This window comes from Pseudoalteromonas ostreae (assembly GCF_018069805.1).
In the GTDB taxonomy this organism is placed as follows: Bacteria; Pseudomonadota; Gammaproteobacteria; order Enterobacterales; family Alteromonadaceae; genus Pseudoalteromonas; species Pseudoalteromonas ostreae.
Genome location: NZ_JAGPYN010000008.1, coordinates 108,979 through 134,461, shown reverse-complemented (window position 1 = coordinate 134,461; position 25,483 = coordinate 108,979). Strand labels below are relative to the sequence as shown.

At 41.2% G+C, this 25,483-nt stretch carries 24 protein-coding genes, 7 tRNA genes and 1 pseudogene; 13 read left to right on the top strand and 19 right to left on the bottom strand.

Going from position 1 to position 25,483, the window contains the following annotated elements; genetic code table 11:
• The first annotated feature begins 85 nt into the window (after positions 1 to 85).
• Both J7338_RS08530 and J7338_RS08525 read left to right on the top strand, forming a co-directional pair.
• Positions 86 to 934, top strand: a complete 849-nt coding sequence (locus tag J7338_RS08530) for a DUF72 domain-containing protein (RefSeq protein ID WP_210796659.1) — start codon at positions 86 to 88, stop codon at positions 932 to 934.
• Between the two features lie 38 nt (positions 935 to 972).
• A complete protein-coding gene (locus J7338_RS08525; protein ID WP_149982946.1) occupies positions 973 to 1,470 on the top strand; it encodes a M48 metallopeptidase family protein in 498 nt (165 codons plus the stop codon).
• Positions 1,471 to 1,518: 48 nt separating this feature from the next.
• Here J7338_RS08525 and J7338_RS08520 read toward each other — a convergent pair whose 3' ends face one another.
• Positions 1,519 to 2,412, bottom strand: a complete 894-nt coding sequence (locus J7338_RS08520) for a LysR family transcriptional regulator (protein WP_145242350.1) — start codon at positions 2,410 to 2,412, stop codon at positions 1,519 to 1,521.
• A 122-nt stretch (positions 2,413 to 2,534) separates the two neighbouring features.
• Between J7338_RS08520 and J7338_RS08515 the strand changes: the two genes are divergently transcribed.
• The gene (locus J7338_RS08515) at positions 2,535 to 3,791 is read left to right on the top strand and encodes an adenylosuccinate synthase (protein WP_210796657.1); all 1,257 of its coding nucleotides are present in this window, start codon (positions 2,535 to 2,537) and stop codon (positions 3,789 to 3,791) included.
• Between the two features lie 103 nt (positions 3,792 to 3,894).
• Here the strand turns inward: J7338_RS08515 and J7338_RS08510 are convergent, their stop codons facing one another.
• Positions 3,895 to 4,578 (bottom strand): DUF3334 family protein, encoded by a 684-nt coding sequence (locus J7338_RS08510; RefSeq protein ID WP_210796655.1) that lies wholly within the window; start codon positions 4,576 to 4,578, stop codon positions 3,895 to 3,897.
• A 115-nt stretch (positions 4,579 to 4,693) separates the two neighbouring features.
• Here J7338_RS08510 and cmoA point away from each other — a divergent pair, with 115 nt between their 5' ends.
• The 5 genes from cmoA (at position 4,694) to J7338_RS08485 (ending at position 9,058) form a co-directional block, all read left to right on the top strand.
• Positions 4,694 to 5,419 carry a carboxy-S-adenosyl-L-methionine synthase CmoA gene (cmoA, locus tag J7338_RS08505; protein ID WP_210796653.1) on the top strand — a complete coding sequence of 242 codons (726 nt, stop codon included), beginning with the start codon at positions 4,694 to 4,696 and terminating at the stop codon, positions 5,417 to 5,419.
• A gap of 20 nt (positions 5,420 to 5,439) precedes the next feature.
• A complete protein-coding gene (cmoB, locus tag J7338_RS08500; protein WP_210796651.1) occupies positions 5,440 to 6,408 on the top strand; it encodes a tRNA 5-methoxyuridine(34)/uridine 5-oxyacetic acid(34) synthase CmoB in 969 nt (322 codons plus the stop codon).
• 199 nt (positions 6,409 to 6,607) lie between these two features.
• The gene (purM, locus tag J7338_RS08495; protein WP_210796650.1) at positions 6,608 to 7,660 is read left to right on the top strand and encodes a phosphoribosylformylglycinamidine cyclo-ligase; all 1,053 of its coding nucleotides are present in this window, start codon (positions 6,608 to 6,610) and stop codon (positions 7,658 to 7,660) included.
• Entirely contained in the window at positions 7,660 to 8,307 is a 648-nt protein-coding gene (gene purN, locus J7338_RS08490; RefSeq protein ID WP_210796648.1) for a phosphoribosylglycinamide formyltransferase, read from the top strand. Before purM ends, purN begins: the two co-directional genes overlap by 1 nt.
• Entirely contained in the window at positions 8,261 to 9,058 is a 798-nt protein-coding gene (locus J7338_RS08485; RefSeq protein ID WP_415837774.1) for a DUF3108 domain-containing protein, read from the top strand. The genes purN and J7338_RS08485 overlap by 47 nt, the downstream gene beginning before the upstream one ends.
• A 124-nt stretch (positions 9,059 to 9,182) precedes the next feature.
• Here J7338_RS08485 and J7338_RS08480 read toward each other — a convergent pair whose 3' ends face one another.
• The 4 genes and pseudogenes from J7338_RS08480 to J7338_RS20790 all read right to left on the bottom strand — a co-directional run bounded on the left by J7338_RS08480 (position 9,183) and on the right by J7338_RS20790 (position 11,810).
• Positions 9,183 to 9,947, bottom strand: coding sequence for a class II glutamine amidotransferase (locus J7338_RS08480; protein ID WP_210796645.1), 765 nt, complete (start codon positions 9,945 to 9,947; stop codon positions 9,183 to 9,185).
• Between the two features lie 671 nt (positions 9,948 to 10,618).
• A complete protein-coding gene (locus tag J7338_RS08475) occupies positions 10,619 to 11,200 on the bottom strand; it encodes a hypothetical protein (protein WP_210796643.1) in 582 nt (193 codons plus the stop codon).
• A gap of 133 nt (positions 11,201 to 11,333) precedes the next feature.
• Positions 11,334 to 11,549 (bottom strand): annotated as a pseudogene (locus tag J7338_RS20795) (AHH domain-containing protein); the annotation flags it as partial.
• Positions 11,550 to 11,642: 93 nt separating this feature from the next.
• On the bottom strand, positions 11,643 to 11,810 hold the full coding sequence (locus tag J7338_RS20790; protein WP_228732948.1) for a hypothetical protein: 168 nt from the start codon (positions 11,808 to 11,810) through the stop codon (positions 11,643 to 11,645).
• A gap of 256 nt (positions 11,811 to 12,066) precedes the next feature.
• On the opposite strand from J7338_RS20790, the gene fadE reads away from it, so the two are divergent.
• Positions 12,067 to 14,523, top strand: coding sequence for an acyl-CoA dehydrogenase FadE (gene fadE, locus J7338_RS08465; protein WP_210796641.1), 2,457 nt, complete (start codon positions 12,067 to 12,069; stop codon positions 14,521 to 14,523).
• Between the two features lie 4 nt (positions 14,524 to 14,527).
• On the opposite strand, the gene J7338_RS08460 is transcribed toward fadE, so the two are convergent.
• Positions 14,528 to 15,643 carry a DUF6136 family protein gene (locus tag J7338_RS08460; RefSeq protein WP_210796639.1) on the bottom strand — a complete coding sequence of 372 codons (1,116 nt, stop codon included), beginning with the start codon at positions 15,641 to 15,643 and terminating at the stop codon, positions 14,528 to 14,530.
• Entirely contained in the window at positions 15,640 to 16,230 is a 591-nt protein-coding gene (locus J7338_RS08455; RefSeq protein WP_210796637.1) for an ABC transporter ATP-binding protein, read from the bottom strand. Before J7338_RS08455 ends, J7338_RS08460 begins: the two co-directional genes overlap by 4 nt.
• Before the next feature lie 190 nt (positions 16,231 to 16,420).
• On the opposite strand from J7338_RS08455, the gene J7338_RS08450 reads away from it, so the two are divergent.
• The gene (locus J7338_RS08450) at positions 16,421 to 18,367 is read left to right on the top strand and encodes a S9 family peptidase (RefSeq protein ID WP_210796636.1); all 1,947 of its coding nucleotides are present in this window, start codon (positions 16,421 to 16,423) and stop codon (positions 18,365 to 18,367) included.
• Between the two features lie 53 nt (positions 18,368 to 18,420).
• Here J7338_RS08450 and J7338_RS08445 read toward each other — a convergent pair whose 3' ends face one another.
• The 10 genes from J7338_RS08445 to dnaQ all read right to left on the bottom strand — a co-directional run bounded on the left by J7338_RS08445 (position 18,421) and on the right by dnaQ (position 22,325).
• Positions 18,421 to 19,137, bottom strand: a complete 717-nt coding sequence (locus J7338_RS08445) for a helix-turn-helix domain-containing protein (RefSeq protein ID WP_210796634.1) — start codon at positions 19,135 to 19,137, stop codon at positions 18,421 to 18,423.
• Positions 19,138 to 19,372: 235 nt separating this feature from the next.
• Positions 19,373 to 19,449 (bottom strand) — tRNA-Asp (locus tag J7338_RS08440).
• A 54-nt stretch (positions 19,450 to 19,503) separates the two neighbouring features.
• Positions 19,504 to 19,580 (bottom strand) — tRNA-Asp (locus J7338_RS08435).
• A 37-nt stretch (positions 19,581 to 19,617) separates the two neighbouring features.
• Positions 19,618 to 19,694, bottom strand: a tRNA-Asp gene (locus J7338_RS08430).
• 37 nt (positions 19,695 to 19,731) lie between these two features.
• A tRNA-Asp gene (locus J7338_RS08425) sits at positions 19,732 to 19,808 on the bottom strand.
• 29 nt (positions 19,809 to 19,837) lie between these two features.
• Positions 19,838 to 19,914: transfer RNA gene (locus J7338_RS08420), tRNA-Asp, on the bottom strand.
• Positions 19,915 to 19,955: 41 nt separating this feature from the next.
• Positions 19,956 to 20,032: transfer RNA gene (locus J7338_RS08415), tRNA-Asp, on the bottom strand.
• 27 nt (positions 20,033 to 20,059) lie between these two features.
• Positions 20,060 to 20,136 (bottom strand) — tRNA-Asp (locus J7338_RS08410).
• Positions 20,137 to 20,235: 99 nt separating this feature from the next.
• Positions 20,236 to 21,612, bottom strand: a complete 1,377-nt coding sequence (locus tag J7338_RS08405) for a TIGR03503 family protein (protein ID WP_210796633.1) — start codon at positions 21,610 to 21,612, stop codon at positions 20,236 to 20,238.
• An 8-nt stretch (positions 21,613 to 21,620) separates the two neighbouring features.
• On the bottom strand, positions 21,621 to 22,325 hold the full coding sequence (dnaQ, locus tag J7338_RS08400) for a DNA polymerase III subunit epsilon (RefSeq protein WP_210796631.1): 705 nt from the start codon (positions 22,323 to 22,325) through the stop codon (positions 21,621 to 21,623).
• A 68-nt stretch (positions 22,326 to 22,393) separates the two neighbouring features.
• Here dnaQ and rnhA point away from each other — a divergent pair, with 68 nt between their 5' ends.
• Entirely contained in the window at positions 22,394 to 22,861 is a 468-nt protein-coding gene (rnhA, locus tag J7338_RS08395) for a ribonuclease HI (RefSeq protein ID WP_210796629.1), read from the top strand.
• 85 nt (positions 22,862 to 22,946) lie between these two features.
• Complete coding sequence (locus J7338_RS08390; RefSeq protein ID WP_210796628.1) at positions 22,947 to 23,810, top strand: MBL fold metallo-hydrolase; 864 nt, start codon at positions 22,947 to 22,949, stop codon at positions 23,808 to 23,810.
• Here J7338_RS08390 and J7338_RS08385 read toward each other — a convergent pair.
• Positions 23,781 to 24,539: a class I SAM-dependent methyltransferase gene (locus J7338_RS08385; RefSeq protein WP_210796626.1), complete on the bottom strand. Its 759-nt coding sequence runs from the start codon at positions 24,537 to 24,539 to the stop codon at positions 23,781 to 23,783. The genes J7338_RS08390 and J7338_RS08385 overlap by 30 nt on opposite strands.
• Positions 24,540 to 24,591: 52 nt before the next feature.
• Between J7338_RS08385 and gloB the strand changes: the two genes are divergently transcribed.
• Positions 24,592 to 25,377 carry a hydroxyacylglutathione hydrolase gene (gene gloB / locus J7338_RS08380; RefSeq protein ID WP_210796624.1) on the top strand — a complete coding sequence of 262 codons (786 nt, stop codon included), beginning with the start codon at positions 24,592 to 24,594 and terminating at the stop codon, positions 25,375 to 25,377.
• Positions 25,378 to 25,483 lie beyond the last annotated feature (106 nt).

Here is a 25,483-nt window from a genome sequence, read left to right as displayed (position 1 = left end):
AAAATGCGAGCTCGGCAGCAGCTACTATGCTTTCAATTTATAGATTTGATATACTAGCTAAAACACACAATCAGTTAACCGTTTTATGTTGTATTTAGGGTGTCCGCAGTGGTCAAGTACCGCGTGGAAAGGCAATTTATTATCAAGTCACTGCAAAAATGCCGATATGTTGCACGAATACGCACAGGTGTTTAATTCAGTCGAAGGCAATACCAGCTTTTATGCCGATCCTAGTGTTGAATCATTAAATCGCTGGCGTGATGCTGTCGGCAATGACTTTAAATTTACTTTTAAATTCCATCGACGCTTTAGTCATGAATTACAGCTTACTCATATCGATGACGAACTCACTGCATGGTTTAATTTATTCGAGCCAATATTGTCTCATGTTGGGCAGATCATGTTGCAGCTACCAAGTAGTTTTAGCCCCAAGCAACTGCCGTTATTAGCACAGTTTATTGCCAAGCTACCGACAGGTTTAAACTACGGCGTTGAAGTTCGCCACCCCGAATTTTTTAAGAAAGGCGCAGCCGAAATTGCCTTTAATCAGCTATTAATAGCAAACAATGTCAACCGTATCTCAATGGACACCCGCGCATTATTTGCAGTTAAGCCAAACACTGAAGCACTCATCGATGCCCAACAAAAAAAGCCCCATTTACCCGTGCATGCCATTGCAACAGGCAATCAACCTATGGCCCGCTTTGTGATTGCCGATTTAGATCATGACTATAAAAGCTATTACCAACCGTGGCTTAAAAAAGTAAAACAATGGCTTGATGAGGGTAAGCACCCGTATGTATTTTTTCATACTGCAGATAACCGCCAAGCACCATTATTAGCACGCGAGTTTTGCCAAGATTTAAATTACCAGCACCCCGTGCTAAGCCCTTTCACTGGTGAAAAAGAAGCCAGTCAAGCCAGCCTTTTTTGACTCGCGTTGAAAATTAATTAACTACAAAGAAGTATTGAATGAGTGATTTTAAACGCTATTTTAGCGGCTATCCAGAGCAAATTGTAACGCAAGTAATGCAGCTTATTGAAAATGATAAACACGGCGCGTATTTAACTAAAAAATACCCAAGCTCCCATAATATTACCAGTGACAAGTCGTTATACGCATACGCCACTGAGCTTAAAAAGCGCTATTTAAAAAATGCGCCACCGTTTGGCCGCGCCGCGTTTAAAAAACAAGGCGATATGGTCACTAACGCGCTAGGTACTCATACGTATCGTATGCAAGGTAAAACCCGCAAGCACGATTTAGCCATCAACAGTGATTTACTGCGTGCACCAGAGGAATTACTCAAAGCTTTAGTAGTACACGAGCTCGCCCACTTTAAGGAAAAAGACCACAACAAAAGCTTTTACGCCCTGTGCTGCCACATGGAGCCAAGCTACCATCAACTCGAATTAGATTTACGGATTTTTTGTGTACTAGTAGCTGAAGGTAAAAACCCTTACACATAAAAATAACTGAATCACAAAGTACATAGCCGTACAGTTAACATATAAATACTATGCAAGATGAGTTCGGGAGATTTCTTCATTGACCCAATGTAGTAATTGCTTTATCGCTTTTGAAAGTACCTGATTTTGCCTCACTATATAACCTAAACTGGTAGTTGGAAATTGCGGTAATGCGGTCACTGTGGTGGTTAGATTTGCTTTACTGCGCAGGGAAAACTCTGGCACGATGGCAACGCCAAACCCCGCTTCAGCCCAATCAATTTGTGCATCGACACTGCCCACTTCCATAACCCGATAATTTGGCAAATTTAAAGATGGCAAGGCACTATCGAGCAAGTCTCGGGTTCGCGTATCATGGCCGAGTAAAATTAATGTTGGTGGCTCAGTCAGTGTAACATTGTTATCGTTTTTGGCCTGCTGCCATAACTTTAAATGATTTCCTAATGCACACCATTTTATCTGCTGTAATTGCGTGAAATGCAGCGGCTCACTTTCTTTTTGGGCAATCACAAACCCTAAATCAGCTTCAGCACTTTTAACCAATGCTGACGCTTGCGAAGACGTTGTATTGAGCAAAGTAAAGTCAATGCCAGGAAACTGGCGCTTAAAAAGCTGAAAAGGCTCAATCAACAATAAACGAGAAATTATATCACTGGCGGCAATTGTCAGTGTGCCTTGGCTGAGATCATTAATCGCATTTAAGTCAGATTGGCAAACCTGTAATTCCCATAAGGTTTTTTGTCCAGACTCTAATAGCCGTAAACCTGCTTGGGTCAAACTAAAAGGATTACGTTCTATCAGTTTAACCCGTGTCGTTTTTTCTAACTGCTTAATATGCAAGCTAACATTTGGCTGTGTCATATGCAGCGCATTGGCTGTTTTACCAAAGTGCTTTAACTCAGCCAATGTGACAAAGGTTTTTAACCAGTGAATATCTAGCATCTTTATGACCTTAATGGTGTGAAATCGATATGAAATTCTTATCAAGATAATAATTATAATTAATTTCTCTTATTTTAATAGAGCGCATACCATATTCGTTCAATCAATTTGGAGATTAAACTATGCCGTCAATTGTTGTTGTAGGTGCAAACTGGGGTGATGAAGGCAAAGGCCGTATCGTCGATTTTCTAGCTGAGAACGCATCTGCGAGCATTCGCTTTCAAGGTGGTAACAACGCCGGACATACCGTTGTGAATGACTTTGGTACGTTTAAACTACATCAATTACCAAGCGGTATTTTTAATCCTGATTGTATTGCAGTACTAGGCCCAGGCATGGTGATAAGCCCTGCGGCATTAAGCGAAGAAATAGCCGAAGTTAACGCCGCCGGTGTTGATGTAAAATTATGTATTTCTGATCGTGCAACGTTATGCTTACCATTACACGCCCTTGAAGATACCCTCGAAGAAGTGCGCTTAGGCGATGCCGCTTACGGCTCTACTCGTCAAGGAATTGCACCTGCATACGGCGACCGAGTAATGAAAAAAGGCATTTTAGTTGGCTGGTTAAATCAGCCAGACGTTTTATTAGAGCGTATTCAATTTATGCTGGATTGGAAAATGCCACAGCTAAAAGCCCTTTACCCAAGCTGTGATTTTTCACAAACAGCTGAACAAATGACTGAGTGGTTATTAGCAGTCAGCGCTCCTTGGCGTGAATTTATTTGTAATGTAACAGAGCCTTTAAAAGCACTGCAAAAGCAAGATGCCAACTTATTGTTTGAAGCGCAACTAGGCGCAGGCCGCGATTTAGTTTACGGCGAATACCCGTATACTACATCATCAAACGTGACTGCTGCCTATGCAGGAATTGGCAGCGGGCTGCCAGCTTTGCGCCCTGAGCGTGTTATCGCTGTGGCTAAATCATTTAGCTCATCTGTTGGTACAGGTACACTTGTTACCGCCATGGCAGAGCAAGACAATTTTCGTGAAAGCGCGAACGAATATGGCGCAGTGACTGGCCGCCCACGTGATATGGGTTATTTTGATGCAGTTGCCACCCGTAACGGTGTTGAATTACAAGCAGCCACTGAAATCGCTTTAACCAAAATTGATTGCCTTTCTGGCATGAAAGATTTAAAAATCTGCGTTGGTTATGCAGGCGATCACAGCGAAAACCCTATTTGGCCACAAACAGCGGCTTTAACGCCAATCTATGAAAGCATGCCAGCGTGGGATGAAGATATTACCGGTTGCCGTACCTTCGACAGTCTGCCTGCTGCAGCGCAGCATTATGTAGAACGCATCGAAGCACTGATGGGCGTACCTGTAAGTATGGTGTCAGTGGGCCCTGAACGTGATCAAATGATTATCCGCTAAATTTATAGCATAGCGTTTTTTAATCATTCAATTGAGCACGAAAACATGGGTTTCACTACGAAACCCAATATGCCGTTTTAACTCGCAGCTCGATCAGAGTTGTTTATAGCCCAAGATCTGCCATAAAGTCATCATCTAAATCACTTGTTTTAGCATCTGCAGCTTTTTGTTTTTCTGCTTTATGCTTTGCTTCGTTTTCGATGATGTCATCTGGGTCAATAGCTTCAGCAATATCAAAATCATGTAATTTAATAAATTCAGTTTTATCCATCGCTAATTCTAAATAAAAGATATTTTGTTTACTGGTGGTAAATGTCACGCGCCGTGCTTGAGGTCTATCCATTGTTGTATCGACCGAAATCTGCACTTGCTTGTTGATGGCCATCATCTTAGGTTGATTTTGGGTGATTGAAGTATGTAACTGCTCGCGTACCTTTGAAGTAAAATCACCAACGATTTGGTTCATCAATTCACCGAGTACGTTTGATACATCGTCAGATAAATGACTATGAGCAATCTCATCCTCAGGCATCCCCATGTTGCGCATATAATCATGATAAATTTCCATCGCCGCTTGCGATGTGAAATTAGTAATTACCAGTCCTGTAAATCCGCCATCAAATAATACAAAACAACCGATATCAGGGCGCATACAGGTTCGGGTTATTTTTTGTACCATCGCTGAGTAGCTAATACTATTACCACTTGCAGATGACAATACACTTGTTACAGAATGACATAGAGTTGCCAATATATCTTCCGTGCTGATCACTTTACTTTTGCTCATAAACTTCTCTTTTTCTACTTGTTATTCATTATTCTAGCCAAGCTACTGAAATTATCACTGACTATCCAGCATAAAATGCTAAAATAACCCTATTATTTTTCAAGAGACTGTTTGTGTGAACATAAAAGACAGCATTTATGCCACTGAGCAAGCGGTTAAAGACTTTAGCTTTGACCAACATGTAGTAGAAGTTTTCCCAGATATGATCCAGCGCTCAGTTCCGGGTTATGCAACCATTGTTAGTACAATGGGTAAATTGGCCGGTGAATATGCGCAAAGCAATTCAAACCTTTATGATTTGGGCTGTTCCCTAGGCGCAGTAACATTAAGCATGCGCCGTAATATCTGCACTGATAATTGCCATATTATTGCCGTTGATAATTCACAAGCCATGGTTGAGCGCTGTAAATTACATTTACACGGCTTTCGCTCAGAAGTGCCTGTTACGGTGACGCTTGGTGATATTAATGAGCTAAACATTGAAAACGCGTCAGTGGTGGCCATGAACTTTACTTTGCAGTTTATTCCACCCGCACAGCGTCAAGCCGTGCTTGAAAAAATATACGCTAATTTAAAACCCGGTGGTGTATTGCTGTTAAGCGAAAAAATCAAAGGCGAGAACGATCAATGCGATAACTTGCTGATTGACTTGCACCACGATTTTAAACGCCACAATGGTTATTCTGAATTAGAAATTAGCCAAAAACGTACTGCCATTGAGAATGTAATGCGCCCAGATACTTTAAATGCTCACCTTTCTCGACTTACCGATATTGGCTTTAGCCAAACCCAAGTGTGGTATCAATGTTTTAATTTTTGCTCACTAGTAGCAATCAAGTAACAAATATAAAGAGTAATTCAATGTCTCAATGGTTTAACCAATTTTACGCCGCAATCGCACAAAGTCCGCTAAGTCACTGGCTGGAAACGCTACCTAGCCAATTAAAACACTGGCAATTAGAGGCCAGTCACGGTGATTTACCAAAATGGCAAAAAGTATTAAAAAACTTGCCTAAAGTGGCGAGCAAACATGTCAATATTATCGACAAAGTTGAAATTGGTGCCCCTGGCGAAATGACCGACGGCGAGCAAAAGCAAACCATTCACTTATTAAAACGAATGATGCCATGGCGTAAAGGCCCTTTTAGCCTACACGGTATTGAAATTGATACTGAATGGCGCAGCGATTGGAAGTGGGATCGTTTATTACCCCATATTGAGCCGCTAAAAGGCCGCATGGTTTTAGACATCGGCTGTGGCTCTGGCTATCACTTATGGCGGATGCGCGGTGAAGGCGCTGAGTTTGTGGTTGGCATTGATCCGTCTGATTTATTTTTATGCCAGTTTCAAGCCATCAAACACTTTAACCCAGATGAAAACGTGCATTTATTACCGCTAGGTGTTGAAGCCCTGCCTGAGTTAAAAGCCTTTGATACGGTGTTTTCGATGGGTGTGCTTTATCATCGTCGTTCCCCTATCGACTTTTTAGCACAATTAAAAGCGCAGCTTCGCCCAGGTGGTGAATTAGTGCTTGAAACCTTAGTCATTGAAGGCGATGAAAACACAGTACTCGTGCCAACTGACCGCTATGCGAAGATGCGTAACGTGTGGTTTATTCCAAGCACTGCAGCGCTAAAACTCTGGATGGAGCGTGTTGGCTTTAAAGATGTTCAAATGAAAGATTGTGCTATTACAACGCTTGACGAACAACGTAAATCAGATTGGATGGAAAACGAGTCACTCATCGACTTTTTAGATCCAAACGATACGAGTAAAACAATTGAAGGTTACCCAGCGCCGTTGCGTGCAATTTTGACTGCAAAGGCTTAATACCAAAGGAACTAGGTTTTAGGTGCTCGGAACGACCTAGCACCTGTTACCTAAATCTATCATGTCATTATACGGACAAGTGTCCTTGTCAATAATGGTAAACTCATATTTGAACTAGCCGCGCCCTTGCAATTGTTGTAAAATACGCGCGTTTCTAAGCATACACATGCAAAACCATGCACTTTTTTGAGGAAATCCTGTGAGCGAACAAAAACAGTCTCTAAGTTATAAAGACGCGGGCGTAGATATCGATGCCGGTAACGCACTTGTTGAGCGTATTAAAGGCGTAGTTAAAAAAACCCGTCGTCCTGAAGTTATGGGCGGAATTGGTGGCTTTGGCGCACTTTGCGAAATCCCAGCAGGTTATAAGCAACCAGTACTCGTTGCAGGCACTGATGGTGTTGGTACTAAGCTACGCTTAGCTATCGACCTTAAAAAACACGATACAGTAGGTATCGATTTAGTTGCAATGTGTGTTAATGACCTTATCGTTCAAGGTGCTGAGCCATTATTTTTCCTAGATTATTATGCAACAGGCAAACTTGATGTTGATACTGCCGCAGACGTAGTAACAGGTATTGGTAAAGGCTGTGAAATTTCTGGTTGTGCGTTAATTGGTGGCGAAACTGCTGAAATGCCAGGAATGTACGAAGGCGAAGATTACGATATGGCTGGTTTTTGTACTGGCGTAGTTGAAAAAGCAAATATTATCGATGGTACAAAAGTAGCTGCTGGTGATCAACTAATCGCACTTGCATCTAGCGGCCCACATTCAAATGGTTTTTCTTTAATTCGTAAAGTACTTGAAGTATCAAATGCTGATACAAGTGCTGAATTTGAAGGTAAAACATTAGGCGATACGTTACTTGAACCAACGCGTATTTACGTAAAACCTTTACTTGAGCTATTCAAGCAAGTAGATGTACATGCTCTTTCGCATATTACTGGTGGCGGCTTTTGGGAAAACATCCCACGCGTATTACCAGAGTCTGCAAAAGCAGTAGTGAAAGGTGATAGTTGGCAGTGGCCTGGTATTTTCAACTGGTTACAAGAAAACGGTAACATCACCACCCACGAAATGTACCGTACATTTAACTGTGGTGTAGGCATGGTATTAGTTGTACCTGCTGACAAACTTGAGCAAAGCTTAAGCATCTTAAAAGATCTTGGCGAAAATGCTTGGCACCTTGGTGAAATCCATGATGCTAAAGCAGGCGAAGAGCAAGTTGAAATCTTAGGCGGCCGTGACTAATGGCCCCAGCTCGTCTAGTAGTCTTAATTTCAGGTAGTGGCTCTAATTTACAAGCCATCATTGATGCCTGTAATAGTGGCGAGATCAACGCAAACATAGCAGCTGTTATTAGTAATAAAGCAGATGCTTATGGCCTTGAGCGAGCAAAACAAGCGGGCATTGCAACAGCAGTGCTCAGCCATAAAGATTTTGACTCGCGCGAAGCCTACGATGCACAATTAATGAACGTCATTGATTCTTTTGTGCCAAATCTAGTTGTATTAGCTGGGTTTATGCGTATTCTTACTCCTAACTTAGTGCAAAAATTTAAAGGAAAAATGTTGAACATTCATCCTTCTTTGTTGCCTAAGTACCAGGGGCTGAATACCCACCAAAGAGCAATTGATGCAAAAGATGACATTCATGGCGTAAGTGTGCACTTTGTTACAGAAGAATTAGATGGCGGTCCTGTCATTCTTCAAGCCAAAGTACCGGTGTTAGCAAATGATACTGCCGACACATTAGCAAAACGCGTGCATGCGCAAGAGCATATAATTTATCCTTTGGTGGTTAAGTGGTTCAGCGAACAACGACTTACTATGGAAGCAGATTATGCAGTTCTTGACAAAAAACAACTTCCTGCACACGGCGCGCACTACCCAGAATAAAAAACTAAGTGCCTTGCTATTATGTGTAGGCACTTTATTACTTCCTACTAGTTTAATTGCTGGTGAGCTTACTCAATTTGAAGCTAACTATGATATTTTGCGCAAAGGCGAGAATCATGGTCAAGGCGTCCGCTCATTAAAAAAACTAACAGATAACAGTTATCAAGTTAGCTACCACAGTGATATTGAATGGATGATATTCTCAGATTCACGCGAAGAAACATCAAACTTTACTTTTAGCGACAAAATAGTCACACCTCTAAGTTATAGCATGATCCGTACAGGCACTGGCCCTGATAGAAAGTATACACTGCAATTTGACCACACAAAAAAACTGGTAAACAGTAGCGAGAGTAAATACCCTGTCGAGTGTGAATGGTCTGATCAATTGCAAGACTCAATTTCATATCAAGTACAAGTGCGCGAAGAATTAAAGATGGGAAAAACCACTTTTTCGTACCAGCTAGTTGATAAAAAAGGCAACTGCCGTGAATACGACTTTGAGGTAGTTGGCAAAGAAACTATTTCATTACCAATCGGTAATATCGAAGCAATTAAAGTAAAACGTTTATATGATAACGATAAACGCCAAGCGCTTGCATGGTTCGCCCCTGAGATGGACTACATGCTCGTCAGAATGTGGAAAGGCGAAAAAGGTGTGGAACAATTTGAAGTACAACTTAAGTCATTCACAGTAACCAACCCTGTCGCTATTCCAGAAGCCGTAAAAAGCGAAATAGCACCAGAGTAAATTAGAGACAAAACGAAAAGCTCAAGTATGAAGTTTATAACTTGGGCTTTTCAGCTTGTGACTTATTAATAAATCAATACGTTAAAACTGCCCGTTGGGTTTTGTTATACTCTACCCACCAAAACTAAATTAACTCACCCATTTTAAACAGCGCAAATTCACCTGGTTCCATTTTTTGCCAACGTTCGTCATTGGTCAATGGTCTAGTCGCAATAACAGTGACCACATCATTTGGTGTGGTTTCTTGTTGAAAATCCACCACCATATCCGCATCAATCAAAGTTGCTTTACCAAACGGCGCACGGCGGGTGATCCAATGTAAGTTATTTGTACAATACGCTAATACATACACGCCATCGGTCAGTAGCATATTAAACACCCCTTTTTCCCGCAGCGTATGAGAAAGCTTTGCCGCATAACGAAATACCGACGCCATATTAGCTGGGCGTTTTGGGTATTTTTCACGAATTTTATCGAGTAACCAACAAAACGCCAGTTCACTATCTGTGTTACCAACAGGTCGATAGTATTCAGGCTTTAAATCATGATAATTAGATAACTGGCCATTATGTGCGTAGGTCAGTTCCCTGCCCCACAGCTCACGAGTAAACGGATGCGTATTTTCAAGGCACACTCGGCCACGGTTACCTTGGCGAATATGGCTAATCACCGAGACACTTTTAATAGGATATGCCTTAACTAACTTGGCAATCTCAGATTGGCAGCTCGGCTCAGGATCCTTAAAAGTACGACACCCTTTGCCTTCATAAAAGGTTATGCCCCAGCCATCTTTATGTGGGCCTGTGTTACCACCACGTTCTAACAGACCTGAAAAACTAAAACAAATATCCGTAGGCACATTCGCCGACATGCCAAGCAACTCACACATAAAATAAATTAACCTTTAATATTAGATAGTTAAGCGGATAAAAATAATCTATAATTTGGCTTAGTCACCGTTATGGTTTCACATTGGCTTTTGTGGCTGCTATATAATTTATTTTTACAACTTTGATGCGGTTATTGTTAAACAACCTTATCGCAAAGGCAAGTTCCTATAGATTATGTTTGTCCATATATTTACTTGAGCTATCACCATACAACTGATGAAAATAAGAATAATAGGTATTAAATTGATAAAGCTGCCTAAAAGTTGGTTTCAGTGCAAAAACAGAGCATAGAACCTAAGTTCCATAGTGGCCTCTTAAATCAACTTAATAAGACAAAACAAAGTCAGCCAATAATAATTAAATTAGAAAAGAGCTTACCAATTACACCAAATAGACAAGGCATTTAGATGAAAATTTTAAAGTGCCAGCTCAAGTTCCTTTTTTATTTTTTACAATAATAGGTGCGTTATTAGGAAGCGCTATTTTGAGTATCACTTCATTCCATAGACATTACTCCATTAATTGCTCGTTTAACTATAAACATATTTGGGGATATTTTTGTAAAAAAGTTAGAGAACTTATCTCAAGATTTATTGAATTCTGGAAATCAAACCAATTGACATAAATTTATGCTTATTCATTAAAGCCCGCTAAATGCGAGCAAATTTATTTAAATAGCATTTACTTCCGTAAATTTTAGCCCTTTTAAATTATGGCTTTTAGTCAAGTCGTATAGGCCACCTTCTTGATCTGTACAAAAGGTAAATATTCCAGCCCCTTTCACTTTAAACAATCCACCATGTTTTATAACACCCTTACTTAAAGTGAGCTTTTTAAAGCGCCTAACCCTATTTACACGACCATTCTTCATGTTTAATTCTGTGTGCTCTTGGTTAATTGCGTCTTGCTGCTCTAAAATATTTAACGCGAACCATTCATCACCATTTAGATTTAGTGGTAAAAATTCACAGCATTCTTCAAGTGTGGCTTCAAATATATCTTTTAAGGATGCAGGAATTGCAAACGCCATTGCTCCCCAGCCTGCAACATCGGGTTTGTTAGTAGGGGTTTCACCCTCAACTATTAACCAATCAACATCTACAGCGCGCCAGTCATTACCCTTTGGGTTGCCATCGAAAGTATAAATATCATTGTTTGTTAACTGCATTGACTGCTCAAACATTGTTTCTTGTAACAGTAAATATTCTCCAGCATCAATGTCAACAGCATAAACTTTATTAAAATCATTCATTTAATTACCTTGGTATCATATTTGATAATTCTTCATGTAGTGGGAAGTCACCATTTTGTAATTCGTCGCCAATATCCCTAAGTAATTCAATTATACCTGTGCGCCCTAAACCCTCACCAATAGTATCGGTAAGTCAAACTTCTACGTTTAAGAAGTATTCGTTTGTGTGGGTTTTTGTATGTGCCTCAGCTTTAGGCATTGTATCCATCGGAGTATGTTTAGCAAATCTTGGCAGAAACACGCCATTTGCTTCATGGTCAATATCGATTCCAAACCCTGCGAGTCGTAACCTTGCTTTTGATGCTCGGGGGTCATCCCAAGCAACAATATGGTGGGCAGCCACATTTTCTCCGCGCTGGCGGCTATCATATTATCGCTAAGTTTTTTACTGTGCCTTTTATTATGCTCCCAACGAACGTGCCTACTTAAAATTAGGTCGTCTTTACTTAGGAGGCCTTTTTTTATAACGAGCAGAATCAATGATTTCTCCTCGGTAATAAATTGCATATTGAGCTGCTTGATTTTTTGCAATGGCGGGATTGCCCGTCACTGTGAGAAGAGCTTGCTCTAACTCTTGAACGGTGACGTACTCTTGCTCATTAGAAGCCATTCTAAATTTATTCCTTCAAATTATAAAATGCCATTAAATAGCGCCATTTTAGGAACGTAAATACAATTAATGAATACATTCAAGGCATCGAACATTTTCTTAAAAACCATACAGACTAATCATTACTTTAGCAGTATGCTGTGAGGTGAAGTGTGTAAATTGCAGCCTCTGATATTTTCACTAAGCTACTTGATAATTATTCGCTCTAGCGCTACTCTAACTAAAGGTGGTCTGACCTCTATTAAGGATTGAATACATGACACTCATATTTACACTTGGTTTAATCGTGCTGCTCAGCATCGCGAGTTACCACAGAGCGAGCTGGAATACTGCCCTTGGCGTTTCCATCGCAACACTTGTTATTGGTACCTTTGCAGGTGCTTTTGGCGCAATTAGCTGGTTGGTCTTCTTGATCATCGCAGTGCCACTCTCTGTTACTGGCATTCGTCAGCAATATATTATTAAACCTATTTTTGCCATGTTTAAAAAAGTTACTCCAACTATGTCTGAAACTGAAAAATCAGCCATTGATGCGGGTACAACATGGTGGGAAGCCGATCTTTTTTGCGGCCGTCCTGATTGGAACAAATTACATCAATACCCAATGCCTAAATTGACAATCGAAGAGCAAGCCTTTATCGATGGTCCAGTTGAGGTGGTATGTAGTATGTTGGACGACTGGGAAGCAACTCATGAGTTGACCGATTTACCACAAGATGTTTGGCAATACCTAAAAGATAATAAATTCTTTGCCATGATCATTAAAAAAGAATATGGCGGCCTGCAATTTTCTGCCTTTGCACAATCGTGTGTACTGCAAAAGTTAACCAGTAAATCTACCCTGCTTTCATCAATTGTAGGCGTTCCTAATTCATTAGGTCCGGGCGAATTGTTACAGCACTATGGTACTAAAGAACAAAAAGATCATTACTTACCACGCCTTGCTAGTGGTCAAGAGATCCCATGCTTTGCCTTAACTTCACCAGAAGCAGGCTCTGATGCCAGCGCCATTCCAGATTATGGTGTAGTGTGTAAAGGTATGTGGGAAGGTGAAGAAGTAATTGGTCTAAGCCTAACGTGGAATAAGCGTTACATCACACTTGCCCCTGTGGCAACTGTACTGGGTCTGGCGTTTAAAATGCAAGATCCTGACGGCTTACTAGGAGACACCAAAGAGCTTGGTATTACCTGTGCGTTGATCCCAACAGATATGCCAGGTGTTGAAATTGGTCGTCGTCACTTCCCGCTAAACGTGCCATTTCAAAATGGCCCGACTCGCGGTAAAGATATTTTCGTGCCGCTTGATTACATTATTGGTGGCCCTGAAATGGCCGGCCAAGGCTGGCGTATGCTGGTTGAATGCTTATCAGTTGGTCGTGCGATCACGTTACCGTCAAACTCAGTTGGTGGGATTAAAACCATCGCCCTTGCCAGTGGTTCGTACAGCCGTATTCGTCGTCAGTTCCGTTTACCAATTGGTCAAATGGAAGGGATTGAAGAATCACTTGCTAAGCTTGCAGGATACGCTTACAGCTCAGATGCAGCGGTAAGTATGTCAACCGGTGCCGTTGATTTAGGTGAAAAACCGTCGGTGGTATCGGCGATAATTAAATACCACTTAACCGAGCAAATGCGAGATTCTACTATCCATGCGATGGATATTCATGGTGGTAAAGGCATCATGCTTGGGCCAAATAACTATTTAGGTCGTGGCTATCAAGGTGCACCAATTGCCATTACAGTTGAAGGTGCAAATATCTTGACCCGTAATATGATTATTTACGGTCAAGGTGCCATTCGATGCCATCCATTTGTACTGACTGAATTGGGTGCCTGCGCAATTGAAGATCGAGAAGAAGCGCTAGCAGTATTCGATAAAGCCTTAATGGGTCATATCGGCTTTACTATCTCAAACTTAGTCCGCACTAAGTGGATGAGTTTTACCGGTGCTCGCTTTGCAAGTACACCATTTAAAGATGAAACAGCCGAGTTTTACCGCACCGCTGCGCGCTTTAGTGCATCACTTGCATTGATGTCTGACATCAGCATGGCGGTATTTGGTGGTTCATTAAAGCGTAAAGAACGTATTTCAGCCCGTTTAGGTGATTTACTAAGTTACCTTTATTTAGTATCTGCAACGCTGAAACGTTATAACGACGAAGGCCGTAAAAAAGAAGATTTAGCACTGGTACAATGGAGCTGTCAAGATCACCTTTACCACTGCCAACGTGCACTTGCTGATTTAATTAACAATATGCCATCAGCGCCGCTTCGTGCAGCACTTAAGTTGATGTTGTTCCCGTTCGGTCGTCCAGTTCGTAAACCGACTGACAAGCTTGAACATAAACTAGCGCAAATTCTACAAGTACCTAGCGAAACACGTAACCGTTTAGCAAGCTACGTATACTTAACTAATGAGCCACTTAACTTGGTTGGTAGTCAAGAGCAAACGCTTAAAGACGTGCTAGCTGTTGAACCTTTATTTGATAAGGTATGCCGTGAAAAAGGCGTTAAACTGCCTTTCTTCCAGCTTGATAAAGTTGCTCAGATGGGACTTGAAGCGGGTATTTTAACGCAAGCCGAGGCTGATCAGCTGGCAAGCGTCGAAAAAGCCCGTTTAGCTGTGATTAACGTTGACGACTTTGACCCTGCAGATTTATTAGCAGGCAAAGCCGCACGTAATAACACGGCGAAAAAGGCGAATGCTGCTTAACTTGTTAGGTTAACGCAACCAACAGTCCGCCTGTTGTGATTGTCCAAACCAGCGCATAATGCGCTGGTTTTTTTTGCGCTATATATAACTGTAAAACACACCAGCCAATACTCAGGCATATTAATAGCCACTCTATTTTAGCTACAAACCACAAATAGCTGATCAAGGTTATCAAAAAGAACAAGCAACTTGGTATAAATTGACTGATAAAAAACACCCGCTGTTGATAATTTGCATGAAAAAACAACTGGTACTTATCATGTAACTTGCCGCAATCAAATTGCAGTGAGCTGGTAAACAACACCATAAAAGCGGCCGCTATCACGTTAAATATAGCCGCTAAATCAGCACGCTCATGCAGTAACGTAGTGATTGCCATAAACACACACAACAATAATGCTACTCGCCATACTAATACCCAGCTATGTTGAATAAAAAAGCTCAGCCAAAAAGTAGATAATGCATTGACCGGTAACTGGTCGCTCAGCGAAAATGCTGGCAACACCATGCTCAGCGCAAATAATATAATAAAGCCGCAGTGATAAGCTAACGGCGCTATATTAATTGGTAACAAGGCTAAAATGGCAGTACATATTAAGCCATATATTAATGTTCTTGGCTTGTACAAACACAGCACGCCTAAGCCAAGCTGCAGTAACATAAACAGCACAAAATGCGGTGCTCGTAGCCACTGTGAATAGTTTAAATCCAGCGCAATTACAACACTTGCTAGCAACCAGCCATTGCTTAAAAGTAATAGTTTTATATCCATTAACTTAAGCCAGTTTGACCTTACAATAGTGCGTTGAAAGAGCCGCTGCTGACTATTTTGAATGGCTGATTTCATTGCACTGAGCATCACGCTTTGCAGTAGTAGATACAGCCACGCCATTTGGGCACCATATTGCGGCGCATCACTGCTGTCGATAATTTTGCCCAGTCCTAAAAATAACAGCAAAATCATACCAAGCATGGCAGAGCCAAGTACCACTAAAAATAATAAACCAAAGTTTTTTAGTTGCAGTAGTAATTGTGTCAGCTCAATTTTATAGGCCTGATAACGATACTGCATAAATGAGCGATATTGTACAATCTCAAGCTTAATACCTAGCTTGCTCATAAGGGGACACACTCAAAGCCATGCTCGATAAACGGCGCTGGTTCATGGCAAGTAATAATAATTTGCCCGTTTGGTTTATCTGCTAAGTAAAAGTCAAGTAAATAGAGAAGATATTGGATACTTGCCTGATCAAGTGCCGCACTGGGTTCATCTAGTAATAAATACGGCGCACCGCGCATTAACGCTAAAATTAATTGGCACTTTTTTTGATTACCGGATGACAATGCATCAAAACGAGTATTTAAAAATTCAGTAAAGTTAAAACCGCTAATGAGCTCAGCTGGCCAATTGCAGCCTAAACTGCTAACCGTTAAATTAATAATTTGTTTCGCAGTTAAAAACTCAGGCAGCGCGATGCGTTCACTGGCAATTGCTACCTGTTTATAAGGCTCAGACAACACCTTGCCTGCAAATAATATCTGTCCACTTTGTGGTTGCTCAAGTCCAGCAAGCATCATTAGCAGTGTGGTTTTACCTTGACCGTTCGGCGCTTCAATACATACTCTCGGCGCTGTAAAGCTGATGCGATAATCTTTATATAGGATGTTTTGGGCAAATTGCTTATGTAAACCACTAACTTCAATCATCACTTTCCTTTTATATGAGAGAGCCTTTAAATAAGTGAGTATTATAACGCGGGTTGTATTTTTGACGACCCAGGCTTTGTAACACTTTGTTGCAGTTAAAATTAACTAAAAACTTGCGTTTAAATAATGTTCGGGCAACACTAAAATCGGTAAAAATATGATTAAATAACAATAAACCAAGGAATGTACTATGAACAAAAAATTGAAATTTGCCGCACTCGCCTGTGCAATCAGCCTTGCCTTAAGCGGTTGTAGCCAATCAACCAGCACAACAGCCGCTGAAATAGAGTCACAGCAAACTCAGCAGCAAGTTAAAACTTACAGTGCAACAACCTTCTTTAACACGACCGCGATTATGGGCAGTAGTTTTTCACCCAATGGCGCTAAAGTATTGGTAAGCTCTGATGAAAGCGGAATTTATAGCTTATACGAAGTAGATGCAAAAACAGGCGCTAAAACCCGTTTAACAAATTTTCAGGATAGCACCTACCCTGTCCGTTATTTTCCAAATGATGAACGCGTATTATTTACCAAAGACTCTGGTGGTAATGAACGTTTTCATGTCTACGTGCGTGAACTTGACGGATCTGTAAAAGATTTAACTCCAGGGGAAGAAACCCGTGCAAGCTTTGCAGGGTTTACTGAAGACGGCAGTCAGTTTTTTATTACCAGTAACCAGCGCGATGCTAAATTTATGGACTTATATCGCGTTGATAGTAAAACCTATAAAATTGAGCCTGTTTATCAAAACACCCTAGGTTTAGATATGGGGGCAATCAGCCCTGATGGTCGTTATATTGCGCTATCTAAAAGTAACACCAATAAAGACAGCGACACGTTTATTCTTGATACCTATAAGAAAACCCTCAAGCCGCAATTAATTTCAAAACACGATACACCAGCACAATATACGCCTGAGACCTTCTCTGTAGACAGCAAATATTTATACTACTCAACAGACGCTAAAGGAGAGTTTTCAGAGGTGTGGCAATATGAGCTCGCCACAGGCAAGCACAGTCCAGCACTCAAAGATGACTGGGATGTTAGTTTTATTTATTTTTCTAAATCGGGGCGCTATCAAGTCAGTGGTGTTAATGCTGATGCCAGTACCAAAGTAACAGTGATAGACACACAAACAGGCAAAGAAATTGCGATGCCGCAATTACCAGCAGGCAACTTACGTGGCGTTAATTTCTCTGCAGATGAAAAGAGCATGGCGTTTTACCTAAACTCAGACACGTCACCAAGTAACTTATTTGTATGGCAAGTAGGCAGTAATAAAGCACAGCGATTAACGAATACATTAAGTAAAGAAATTGACCAAAATGATTTAGTTGAAAGTACTATCGTACGTTTTAAAAGTTTTGACGGTTTAGAAATACCCAGCGTGCTTTATAAACCAAAACAAGCCAATAGTAACAATAAAGTGCCTGCACTTATTTGGGTGCATGGCGGACCAGGTGGGCAAAGTCGCACCGGTTATAGCGCGATGCAGCAACATTTAGTTAATCACGGCTATGCAATTTTTGCAGTAAATAACCGTGGCAGTTCAGGCTATGGTAAAACCTTTTTTCATTTAGATGATAAAAAACACGGCACTGACGACTTACAAGATATCGTTTACGGCAAAAAGCACTTACAAACTTTAGACTGGGTTGATGCGGATAAAATCGGCATTATAGGTGGCAGTTACGGTGGCTTTATGACTGCAGCAGCGCTGGCGTTTGAGCCAGAAGAGTTCAAAGTTGGCATTAATATTTTTGGCGTCACCAACTGGGTAAGAACACTTAACTCCATCCCGCCTTGGTGGGAAAGCTTTAAAAAAGCCTTGTATGATGAAATGGGCGACCCTGCGACTGATGGCGAGCGTCATCGTGCAATCTCACCATTATTCCACGCAAAGAACATCACCAAGCCTTTAATGGTTATTCAAGGTGCTAACGATCCACGCGTACTACAAGTCGAAAGCGATGAACTAGTTGCCGCTGTAAAAGCCAATGGTGTGCCAGTAGAGTATGTATTATTTGACGATGAAGGCCATGGTTTTAGCAAAAAAGAAAATCGTATTAGCGCCTCTAACGCGTATCTAAACTTTTTAGATACTTACTTAAAGGAGTTATTTGGCCCACAAGGTTAATTGTAAGCCAATTTATATTAAAGCCTGCTACGTTTTCTTGTACGCAGGCTTTTTTATTGCCTAGTTAATCGTGGTTCAAGCAAAGCTAAGGCTAAGCCAAACACAGCAGTAAAAATGCCTAAAAACTCAAACCAACTATTGCCTGCATGTGGCATAGTCCGCGAAAGCTCATTTGCAGTATAAACACGTTTACCTCCCTCAACCTCTTCAACAAATGATTCACCGACATACTCATCCATTAACTTAAAACTTGGTACCCTTCTGGCCAGCATTTCCCGATTTTTCTCATCTCTTTTTTCTCGATTCGACTCAATAATATAATTGCTCCAATGAGTAAAAACATTCAGAGGTTCACCTGTTTTGATCACACCTTGTGATTTATATTCGTAAAAGCGCTCATTGAACACATAGTTTTTATGTCCTGCATAAAACAATGCACAACCAATAGATATTAAAAACATTGCGAGATAAATAACCTTACGCTGTGTGGCTGAGCTCTTTACTGCTTTACTTTTATACCACAGCTCTACATCGGGTATTTGCATCAGTCTAACTTTATCGTGACTCGATACTAGTGGCTTCATAAACTCATCAATTGAAAGATCTAATGCTATCAATAAAGCTCTAAATATTTCATTGGAGGGAATTGATTTATCGTTTTCAAGCTTGGATAAATAACTCTGCTCTATACCCGCTTGCTGGGCAAATTCAGGTTGGCTCAATTTTTTATTATTTCTTAGCTGCTTTAATTGCTGACCTAATGTACTCATCTTAATGCTTCCTTTTTTAAAGTGAGATTAGATTCTTGGTAATTCATGCAGAGATAAGAAGCTGAATATTAAAGAATAGCCAAGAATATTAGCAGGTTAGTATAGAAGAGTCGAGCTGATAGCTGATAGCTGATAGCTGATAGCTGATAGCTGATAGCTGATAGCTGATAAAAAATTATGTTTGGATTTATTAATAAGGAAATTATTTATTGCTTGTTATTGAGGAAATAACAAGTGGCGGAGTGGACGGGACTCGAACCCGCGACCCCCGGCGTGACAGGCCGGTATTCTAACCAACTGAACTACCACTCCGCAGTGGTATGTGCATGGGGTAATGCACTTACTAATTTTATTCATGATATCAAGTGGCGGAGTGGACGGGACTCGAACCCGCGACCCCCGGCGTGACAGGCCGGTATTCTAACCAACTGAACTACCACTCCGCAGAGATATCATACTACTTGTTATTACTTAATTTGTTGGCGGAGTGGACGGGACTCGAACCCGCGACCCCCGGCGTGACAGGCCGGTATTCTAACCAACTGAACTACCACTCCAGCATACAAATTTTGTAATATAACAGTGTTTAAATAGTGGCGGAGTGGACGGGACTCGAACCCGCGACCCCCGGCGTGACAGGCCGGTATTCTAACCAACTGAACTACCACTCCAGCGCGTATTTAAACTGTTATTTTCTTATTGGCGGAGTGGACGGGACTCGAACCCGCGACCCCCGGCGTGACAGGCCGGTATTCTAACCAACTGAACTACCACTCCATAATAAGAATATGTTTTACAACCATATGTTGTGTAAGCGTTGGCGGAGTGGACGGGACTCGAACCCGCGACCCCCGGCGTGACAGGCCGGTATTCTAACCAACTGAACTACCACTCCAGCACGTACTTACAAATTGTCGAAAATTGGCGGAGTGGACGGGACTCGAACCCGCGACCCCCGGCGTGACAGGCCGGTATTCTAACCAACTGAACTACCACTCCGTATTTTCGTTTGCTGCTTAGGTCTCCCTTTGCAGCGGCGTGAATAATACGAATCAGCCCCTACTTCGTCAAGGGCTTTTTTGTTTTTTTACAGGTTTTTTAGTCATCTGACATCGAAAGGTTTAAAATTTCACCTGATTTGTCATTTTTTGAGCCATTTTTACCAACTTCATTTTTTTCGTTATTCGATGATTCATCTTCAGATGGTGTTTTTTTCTTTAAAAAAGGAATGCTTATTTTTGGTATGACCGATTTTTTCTGCACAAATACCCGAATTGCTAACCAACCCAATAATAAAACGAATAAATTACCGCCAATAATTAAACTTATTAATGTCATTGTTGCCATTAATTCGGCTTCCTTTGCAACTCTCTCTATTTCTTGCTGCTCGGCTTCAGTAATAACAGGCTCTGATAATTCAGGCACTACTTCAATTGGCCGTTCTATTTCAAATTTATAGGTCGGTAAAGTCGCCATAAATTCACGCCCATTAACATTTGTGCCAAAAACAGACAGTTCAACACTGTATCGTCCCCAGTCATAATTTTTAATCGTCAGCTGACGGGTTAAACTGTTTTTAGCATCAAGCATAAACATTTGTTCTTCATTATTGGGGTAATAAATTTTACCTTGGAACAATACCGTCTCGGGTTGCACTATTTTATTATCAAGGGTGATAGTTAAATGATGTTCTTGCAAGTCATCTTCGCCTAAGGCGATTTCATAACTAAAGGGGGGCTCTTTAACTTCGATAAGATCTTGCACAACAGTACGCTTTAATAATGGGGTTTCAATATATAGCTCCGGTCGCCACTGCCCAGCGGGGAAAACTAATTTAAATTCTCCGGTAAAAACACCGTCTTTGGGACGCTCATCGAAACCACGGCCATCATCTTTAAATTCAGCAACATTCTGAGTGCCTGCGCCAAAGTTTGCAAAGTCACTGTTGTTGGTGCTAATAAAATCAACATTTAAACTGACCACATCCCGAAACAGCCCGACTTTAATTGGCTCACTATCATTGAGTATTTTCCCAGTAATTTTAACTGTTTCACCACGAAACAGTAACGGAGGTAATGGTTCGGCTTGCAGCTCTACTTCACCTAATACCACAATTCGGCTTTTTGGCAAAATACTACCAACGACTTGCCAAGGCCCTGGCATTGGCTGCTTAATCGTAATGAGATCATAGCTTAGCTCATCAAACCATTGTAGGTTGTCATCTTCTCTCGCTGAGGTTGCATAGTATTTACTACCATCAGGTTTGACTAAAACGACCGCAGGTGTACCCGGCTTACGAAAAAACAATAAGGTGATTTCGTCAACTTTATAATCGATACGAAAACGATTTTCCAATAACGGGATCTCATTTTGCTGCCCATCACGCTGCAGTAAAGTTATTTTATCTTCACTTGTTGCATTGCTGGTATTTGGTAACATCATCACCAAATACACAGCTAACAGTATGCTTCTCATGCTTTGCCTTATTCGGCACGCCATAAACATTGGCTACCGACTATATTTAATCGTTCTTCATGAGCCAGTTGCTCATCACTACTGGCATGCAGTACTAGCAGCGGTGCGCGGTTTGGATTTAAACGGCGCAGCTCTTTTTGCTGCTGTTCACTGCCTTGATTTTTATTTTGATTAAGGTTGAGCTTTACTTGCCCACCGGTCATCGCTAAATAAACATCGGCTAATATCTCCGAATCCAGTAGCGCGCCGTGTAAGGTACGCTTAGCGTTATCTACATCATAACGCCGACACAACGCATCAAGGTTGTTCTTCTGACCAGGATGCAAGTCACGCGCCATTTTGAGCGTGTCGAGAACTTGGCAGTAATCATGGGTTTTTTGGTAACCTTGATTTAGTAACGCAAATTCATTATCCATATGCCCGACATCGAACGGTGCATTATGAATTACCAGCTCTGCTCCTTTAATATAGTCGAGAAATTCTTGAGCGATTTGATGAAATAGCGGTTTATCACGTAAAAATTCGTTCGTGATACCATGAACATCAATGGCCTCTTCTTCACTTTTACGTTGCGGATTAATATAAACGTGAAAGTTATTGCCTGTTAAACGGCGATTAACTAATTCCACACAGCCGATTTCAATAATACGATGCCCTTGTTTAGGGTCGATGCCGGTGGTTTCTGTATCTAAAACTATTTGTCTTCGTGCCATATCGAATTTAGCCTGACTCTGGTATCTTTCTATAATCACTTTATTGTACATAAGATCAAGGGAAAACAGTGCAAAAAACCGTAGAGATTTACACCGATGGCTCATGTTTAGGTAATCCGGGCCCCGGCGGTTATGGTATTTTTATGTTTTATAATGACCACGAAAAAAAATTAAGCCAAGGCTATACCCTCACCACCAATAACCGAATGGAAATGCTCGCAGCCATTGTTGCTCTTGAGAGTTTAAACCGCCCATGTGAGATAAACCTCACCACCGACAGCCAATACGTGAAACAAGGTATTGAATCATGGCTTGCTAACTGGAAGAAGCGAGGCTGGAAAACAGCTGCTAAAAAACCAGTTAAAAATGTCGATTTATGGCAGCGTCTTGATGCATCCTGCGCCCGTCATAATGTGACTTGGAAGTGGGTAAAAGGTCATAGCGGCAATAAATACAATGAAATTGTTGATGATTTGGCGCGTGATGCCGCTGGCAGTAAAGATTTATTAGTCGATGAGGGTTACAACCCTGAATAATATTAGTAGATAATTCATCGTAAACCATTTAATAACTTAGTTATATGATATAAGATTTGGATATATTAAATAATGGAGTTGTTAAATGGCTATCTCGATCAAGTCTTTTTTTCATCCGCAAAGTGCTACCTTTACTTATTTAGTGTCTTGCCAAACTACTAAATCTGCCATGCTGATCGATGTCCCTGCTGACTTTGATGCAACTAGCGGTACGTTAAGTTTTCAAACCGCCGACGAGATCATTGCCCATATAAACGATAACCAACTTATTCTTGAGTGGGTTTTAGAAAGTCACGCCCATGCAGATCACATTACTGCCGCCAGTTATATAAAACAGCAACTTGCCCCTAGAAATCCTTGTAAGCTCGCTACAGGCAGCAAAATCACACAGGTGCAGCAATACTTTAGCCGCTTATATAATATTGATATGCCCTGCGACGGTAGCCCATTTGAACAACTCTTTAACGATAATGACAACTTTATGCTTGGCGAGTATAACGTTACGGTAATTGCAACACCTGGGCATACCCCTGATAGCGTCTGTTATTTAGTGGCGGGTAATTTATTTGTTGGCGACACCTTCTTTATGCCCGATAGCGGCACCGCTCGTTGTGACTTTCCAGGCGGCAGTGCCAAGCAATTGTATCATTCTTTACAACAGATACTCGCATTACCGGATCAAACCATCTTGTGGATGTGCCATGACTATCAACCAAATGGCCGCGAGCTAGCTAATAAAACCACTGTTTGGCAGCAGCGAAATAGTAATATCCACCTGCAAAATACTGAGCAAGATTATATTCAAACTCGGCAAACACGCGACGCCACCCTTAATGCCCCTGCTCTGCTGCACCCAGCAATACAAATGAATATTCGTGCAGGGCAATTACCGCAAGCACAGCAAAACAATCAACGTTATTTAACGCTCCCGCTCACAGTGTTGTTTTGAAGTTTGCCGTAAACCTGCTCCTTTTACTGGAGCAAACTGTGGACGGGCATGCCATTTAGGCTTTATAGGAGTTAAAGGCGCAACGCGTTTACGAGCGATCAACATATACACACTGCCCATAGGTTTTAAATATTGCCTGGTAAAACGTCGCCATGACGCAAACCGCGATAAACGATTGCCTCGTGCTAATGACGAATAAATAAAACGTTCATCGCTAACTATCTCAAAACCTAATAGGTTAAGCCAATCTTTTACTCGTGCGGGAGTGAAAAAGCGCCCCGTCCATGGCAGCTTTTGACCGCTAAAGGGTAACAACTGCGCCAATCCACATAAACTAAATGGGTTAAATCCGGTGATCACCATGTAACCACCAGGGATCAAAGTTCGATGCGCTTCACGTAATATATGATGCGGATCAGAATGATATTCTAAGCAATGGCTTAAAATACACGCATCAACGCTGTGCTCGTAAAAGGGTAATTCGTCTATATCAGCTACAACACCAGTAAATGGCCCAGATTCAGCCACGCATACTTGGTGTTTAATAGTGCTTTTACTGGTATTAAGTTCGCCACTCAAATTTCCCAGTTTTAACATGTGATAGCCAAACATACGCGGTAACCACTTGACCATTTTACGTTCTATATCACTACGTAAATAGTCACCATGAGGAAACTCTTGCCACGACAGTGGTTTGGGGCCTTCTTGAAAACTAAGGGCTGGTTTCATACGCTGAGCTCGTTATACTGTTTGATATCGTCACTTTATAGAGCAATGTTACATGGTGCAAGTCAAAGCAATTAAAGCCTTTTCTGATAATTACATTTGGTGCCTTAGCGAGCCTACTAGTTCGCGGGCATGGGTAGTTGACCCTGGTCAAGCTGAACCGGTCTTAACTTATTTAAACCAAATGAGTTTAACCTTAGCAGGTATTTTAGTTACCCATCACCATTATGACCATACTGATGGTGTAGCCGCTTTGTGTGAAAAATTTGTGGGTATTGATGTATATGGTCCACACAATAGTCCATTTAAAGGAGTCACAAAGCCACTAATGGACACTGATAAAATAACCGTACTTGGTACGGAATTTACCATCATAACAACACCTGGACATACCTTAGATCATATTTGTTACACTAATCCTGTGCTTGCTTTTACTGGTGATACTTTATTTAGTGGTGGCTGTGGGCGTTTATTTGAAGGAACTGCTGAGCAGATGCAACATTCTTTTGATAAATTAAAAAAATTACCACCTGAGTGTGAAATTTATTGTACCCATGAATACACGCAGGCAAATTTAGCTTTTGCGTTGGCGGTAGAACCTAGCAACCGCGATTTAATCGAGTACGCACAGTGGGTAGATATTCAGCGTCAAAATAATCAAATTACCTTACCAAGTACACTCGCATTAGAGCTAAAAATAAACCCATTTATGCGAACTAATTTAGCAAAAATAGTGACGCATATCCCAAAAAAACATCAGCAGGATGAAAAAAAATCCCAACAAAATATTGAACATTGCCAAAGGTTTGCGAGTCTTAGAGCGTGGAAAGACCACTTCTAAAATGTGACTGTATAACAATCAATAACTTATGAGTTTAAGTGTTGATTTTTCACTTTTTAAATAGTCATAAAGTGGCAATGTTAGCTCATTACGGGTAGTATTCGCC

Excerpts from the sequence above, each read along its gene's own strand:
- J7338_RS08530 (WP_210796659.1), top strand. The coding sequence starts at position 86 with ATGTTGTATTTAGGGTGTCCGCAGTGGTCAAGTACCGCGTGGAAAGGC.
- J7338_RS08525 (WP_149982946.1), top strand. The coding sequence starts at position 973 with ATGAGTGATTTTAAACGCTATTTTAGCGGCTATCCAGAGCAAATTGTA.
- J7338_RS08520 (WP_145242350.1), bottom strand. The coding sequence starts at position 2,412 with ATGCTAGATATTCACTGGTTAAAAACCTTTGTCACATTGGCTGAGTTA.
- J7338_RS08515 (WP_210796657.1), top strand. The coding sequence starts at position 2,535 with ATGCCGTCAATTGTTGTTGTAGGTGCAAACTGGGGTGATGAAGGCAAA.
- J7338_RS08510 (WP_210796655.1), bottom strand. The coding sequence starts at position 4,578 with ATGAGCAAAAGTAAAGTGATCAGCACGGAAGATATATTGGCAACTCTA.
- cmoB (WP_210796651.1), top strand. The coding sequence starts at position 5,440 with ATGTCTCAATGGTTTAACCAATTTTACGCCGCAATCGCACAAAGTCCG.
- purN (WP_210796648.1), top strand. The coding sequence starts at position 7,660 with ATGGCCCCAGCTCGTCTAGTAGTCTTAATTTCAGGTAGTGGCTCTAAT.
- J7338_RS08480 (WP_210796645.1), bottom strand. The coding sequence starts at position 9,947 with ATGTGTGAGTTGCTTGGCATGTCGGCGAATGTGCCTACGGATATTTGT.
- J7338_RS08475 (WP_210796643.1), bottom strand. The coding sequence starts at position 11,200 with ATGAATGATTTTAATAAAGTTTATGCTGTTGACATTGATGCTGGAGAA.
- J7338_RS20790 (WP_228732948.1), bottom strand. The coding sequence starts at position 11,810 with ATGGCTTCTAATGAGCAAGAGTACGTCACCGTTCAAGAGTTAGAGCAA.
- fadE (WP_210796641.1), top strand. The coding sequence starts at position 12,067 with ATGACACTCATATTTACACTTGGTTTAATCGTGCTGCTCAGCATCGCG.
- J7338_RS08460 (WP_210796639.1), bottom strand. The coding sequence starts at position 15,643 with ATGAGCAAGCTAGGTATTAAGCTTGAGATTGTACAATATCGCTCATTT.
- J7338_RS08455 (WP_210796637.1), bottom strand. The coding sequence starts at position 16,230 with ATGATTGAAGTTAGTGGTTTACATAAGCAATTTGCCCAAAACATCCTA.
- J7338_RS08450 (WP_210796636.1), top strand. The coding sequence starts at position 16,421 with ATGAACAAAAAATTGAAATTTGCCGCACTCGCCTGTGCAATCAGCCTT.
- J7338_RS08445 (WP_210796634.1), bottom strand. The coding sequence starts at position 19,137 with ATGAGTACATTAGGTCAGCAATTAAAGCAGCTAAGAAATAATAAAAAA.
- J7338_RS08405 (WP_210796633.1), bottom strand. The coding sequence starts at position 21,612 with ATGAGAAGCATACTGTTAGCTGTGTATTTGGTGATGATGTTACCAAAT.
- dnaQ (WP_210796631.1), bottom strand. The coding sequence starts at position 22,325 with ATGGCACGAAGACAAATAGTTTTAGATACAGAAACCACCGGCATCGAC.
- J7338_RS08390 (WP_210796628.1), top strand. The coding sequence starts at position 22,947 with ATGGCTATCTCGATCAAGTCTTTTTTTCATCCGCAAAGTGCTACCTTT.
- J7338_RS08385 (WP_210796626.1), bottom strand. The coding sequence starts at position 24,539 with ATGAAACCAGCCCTTAGTTTTCAAGAAGGCCCCAAACCACTGTCGTGG.
- gloB (WP_210796624.1), top strand. The coding sequence starts at position 24,592 with ATGGTGCAAGTCAAAGCAATTAAAGCCTTTTCTGATAATTACATTTGG.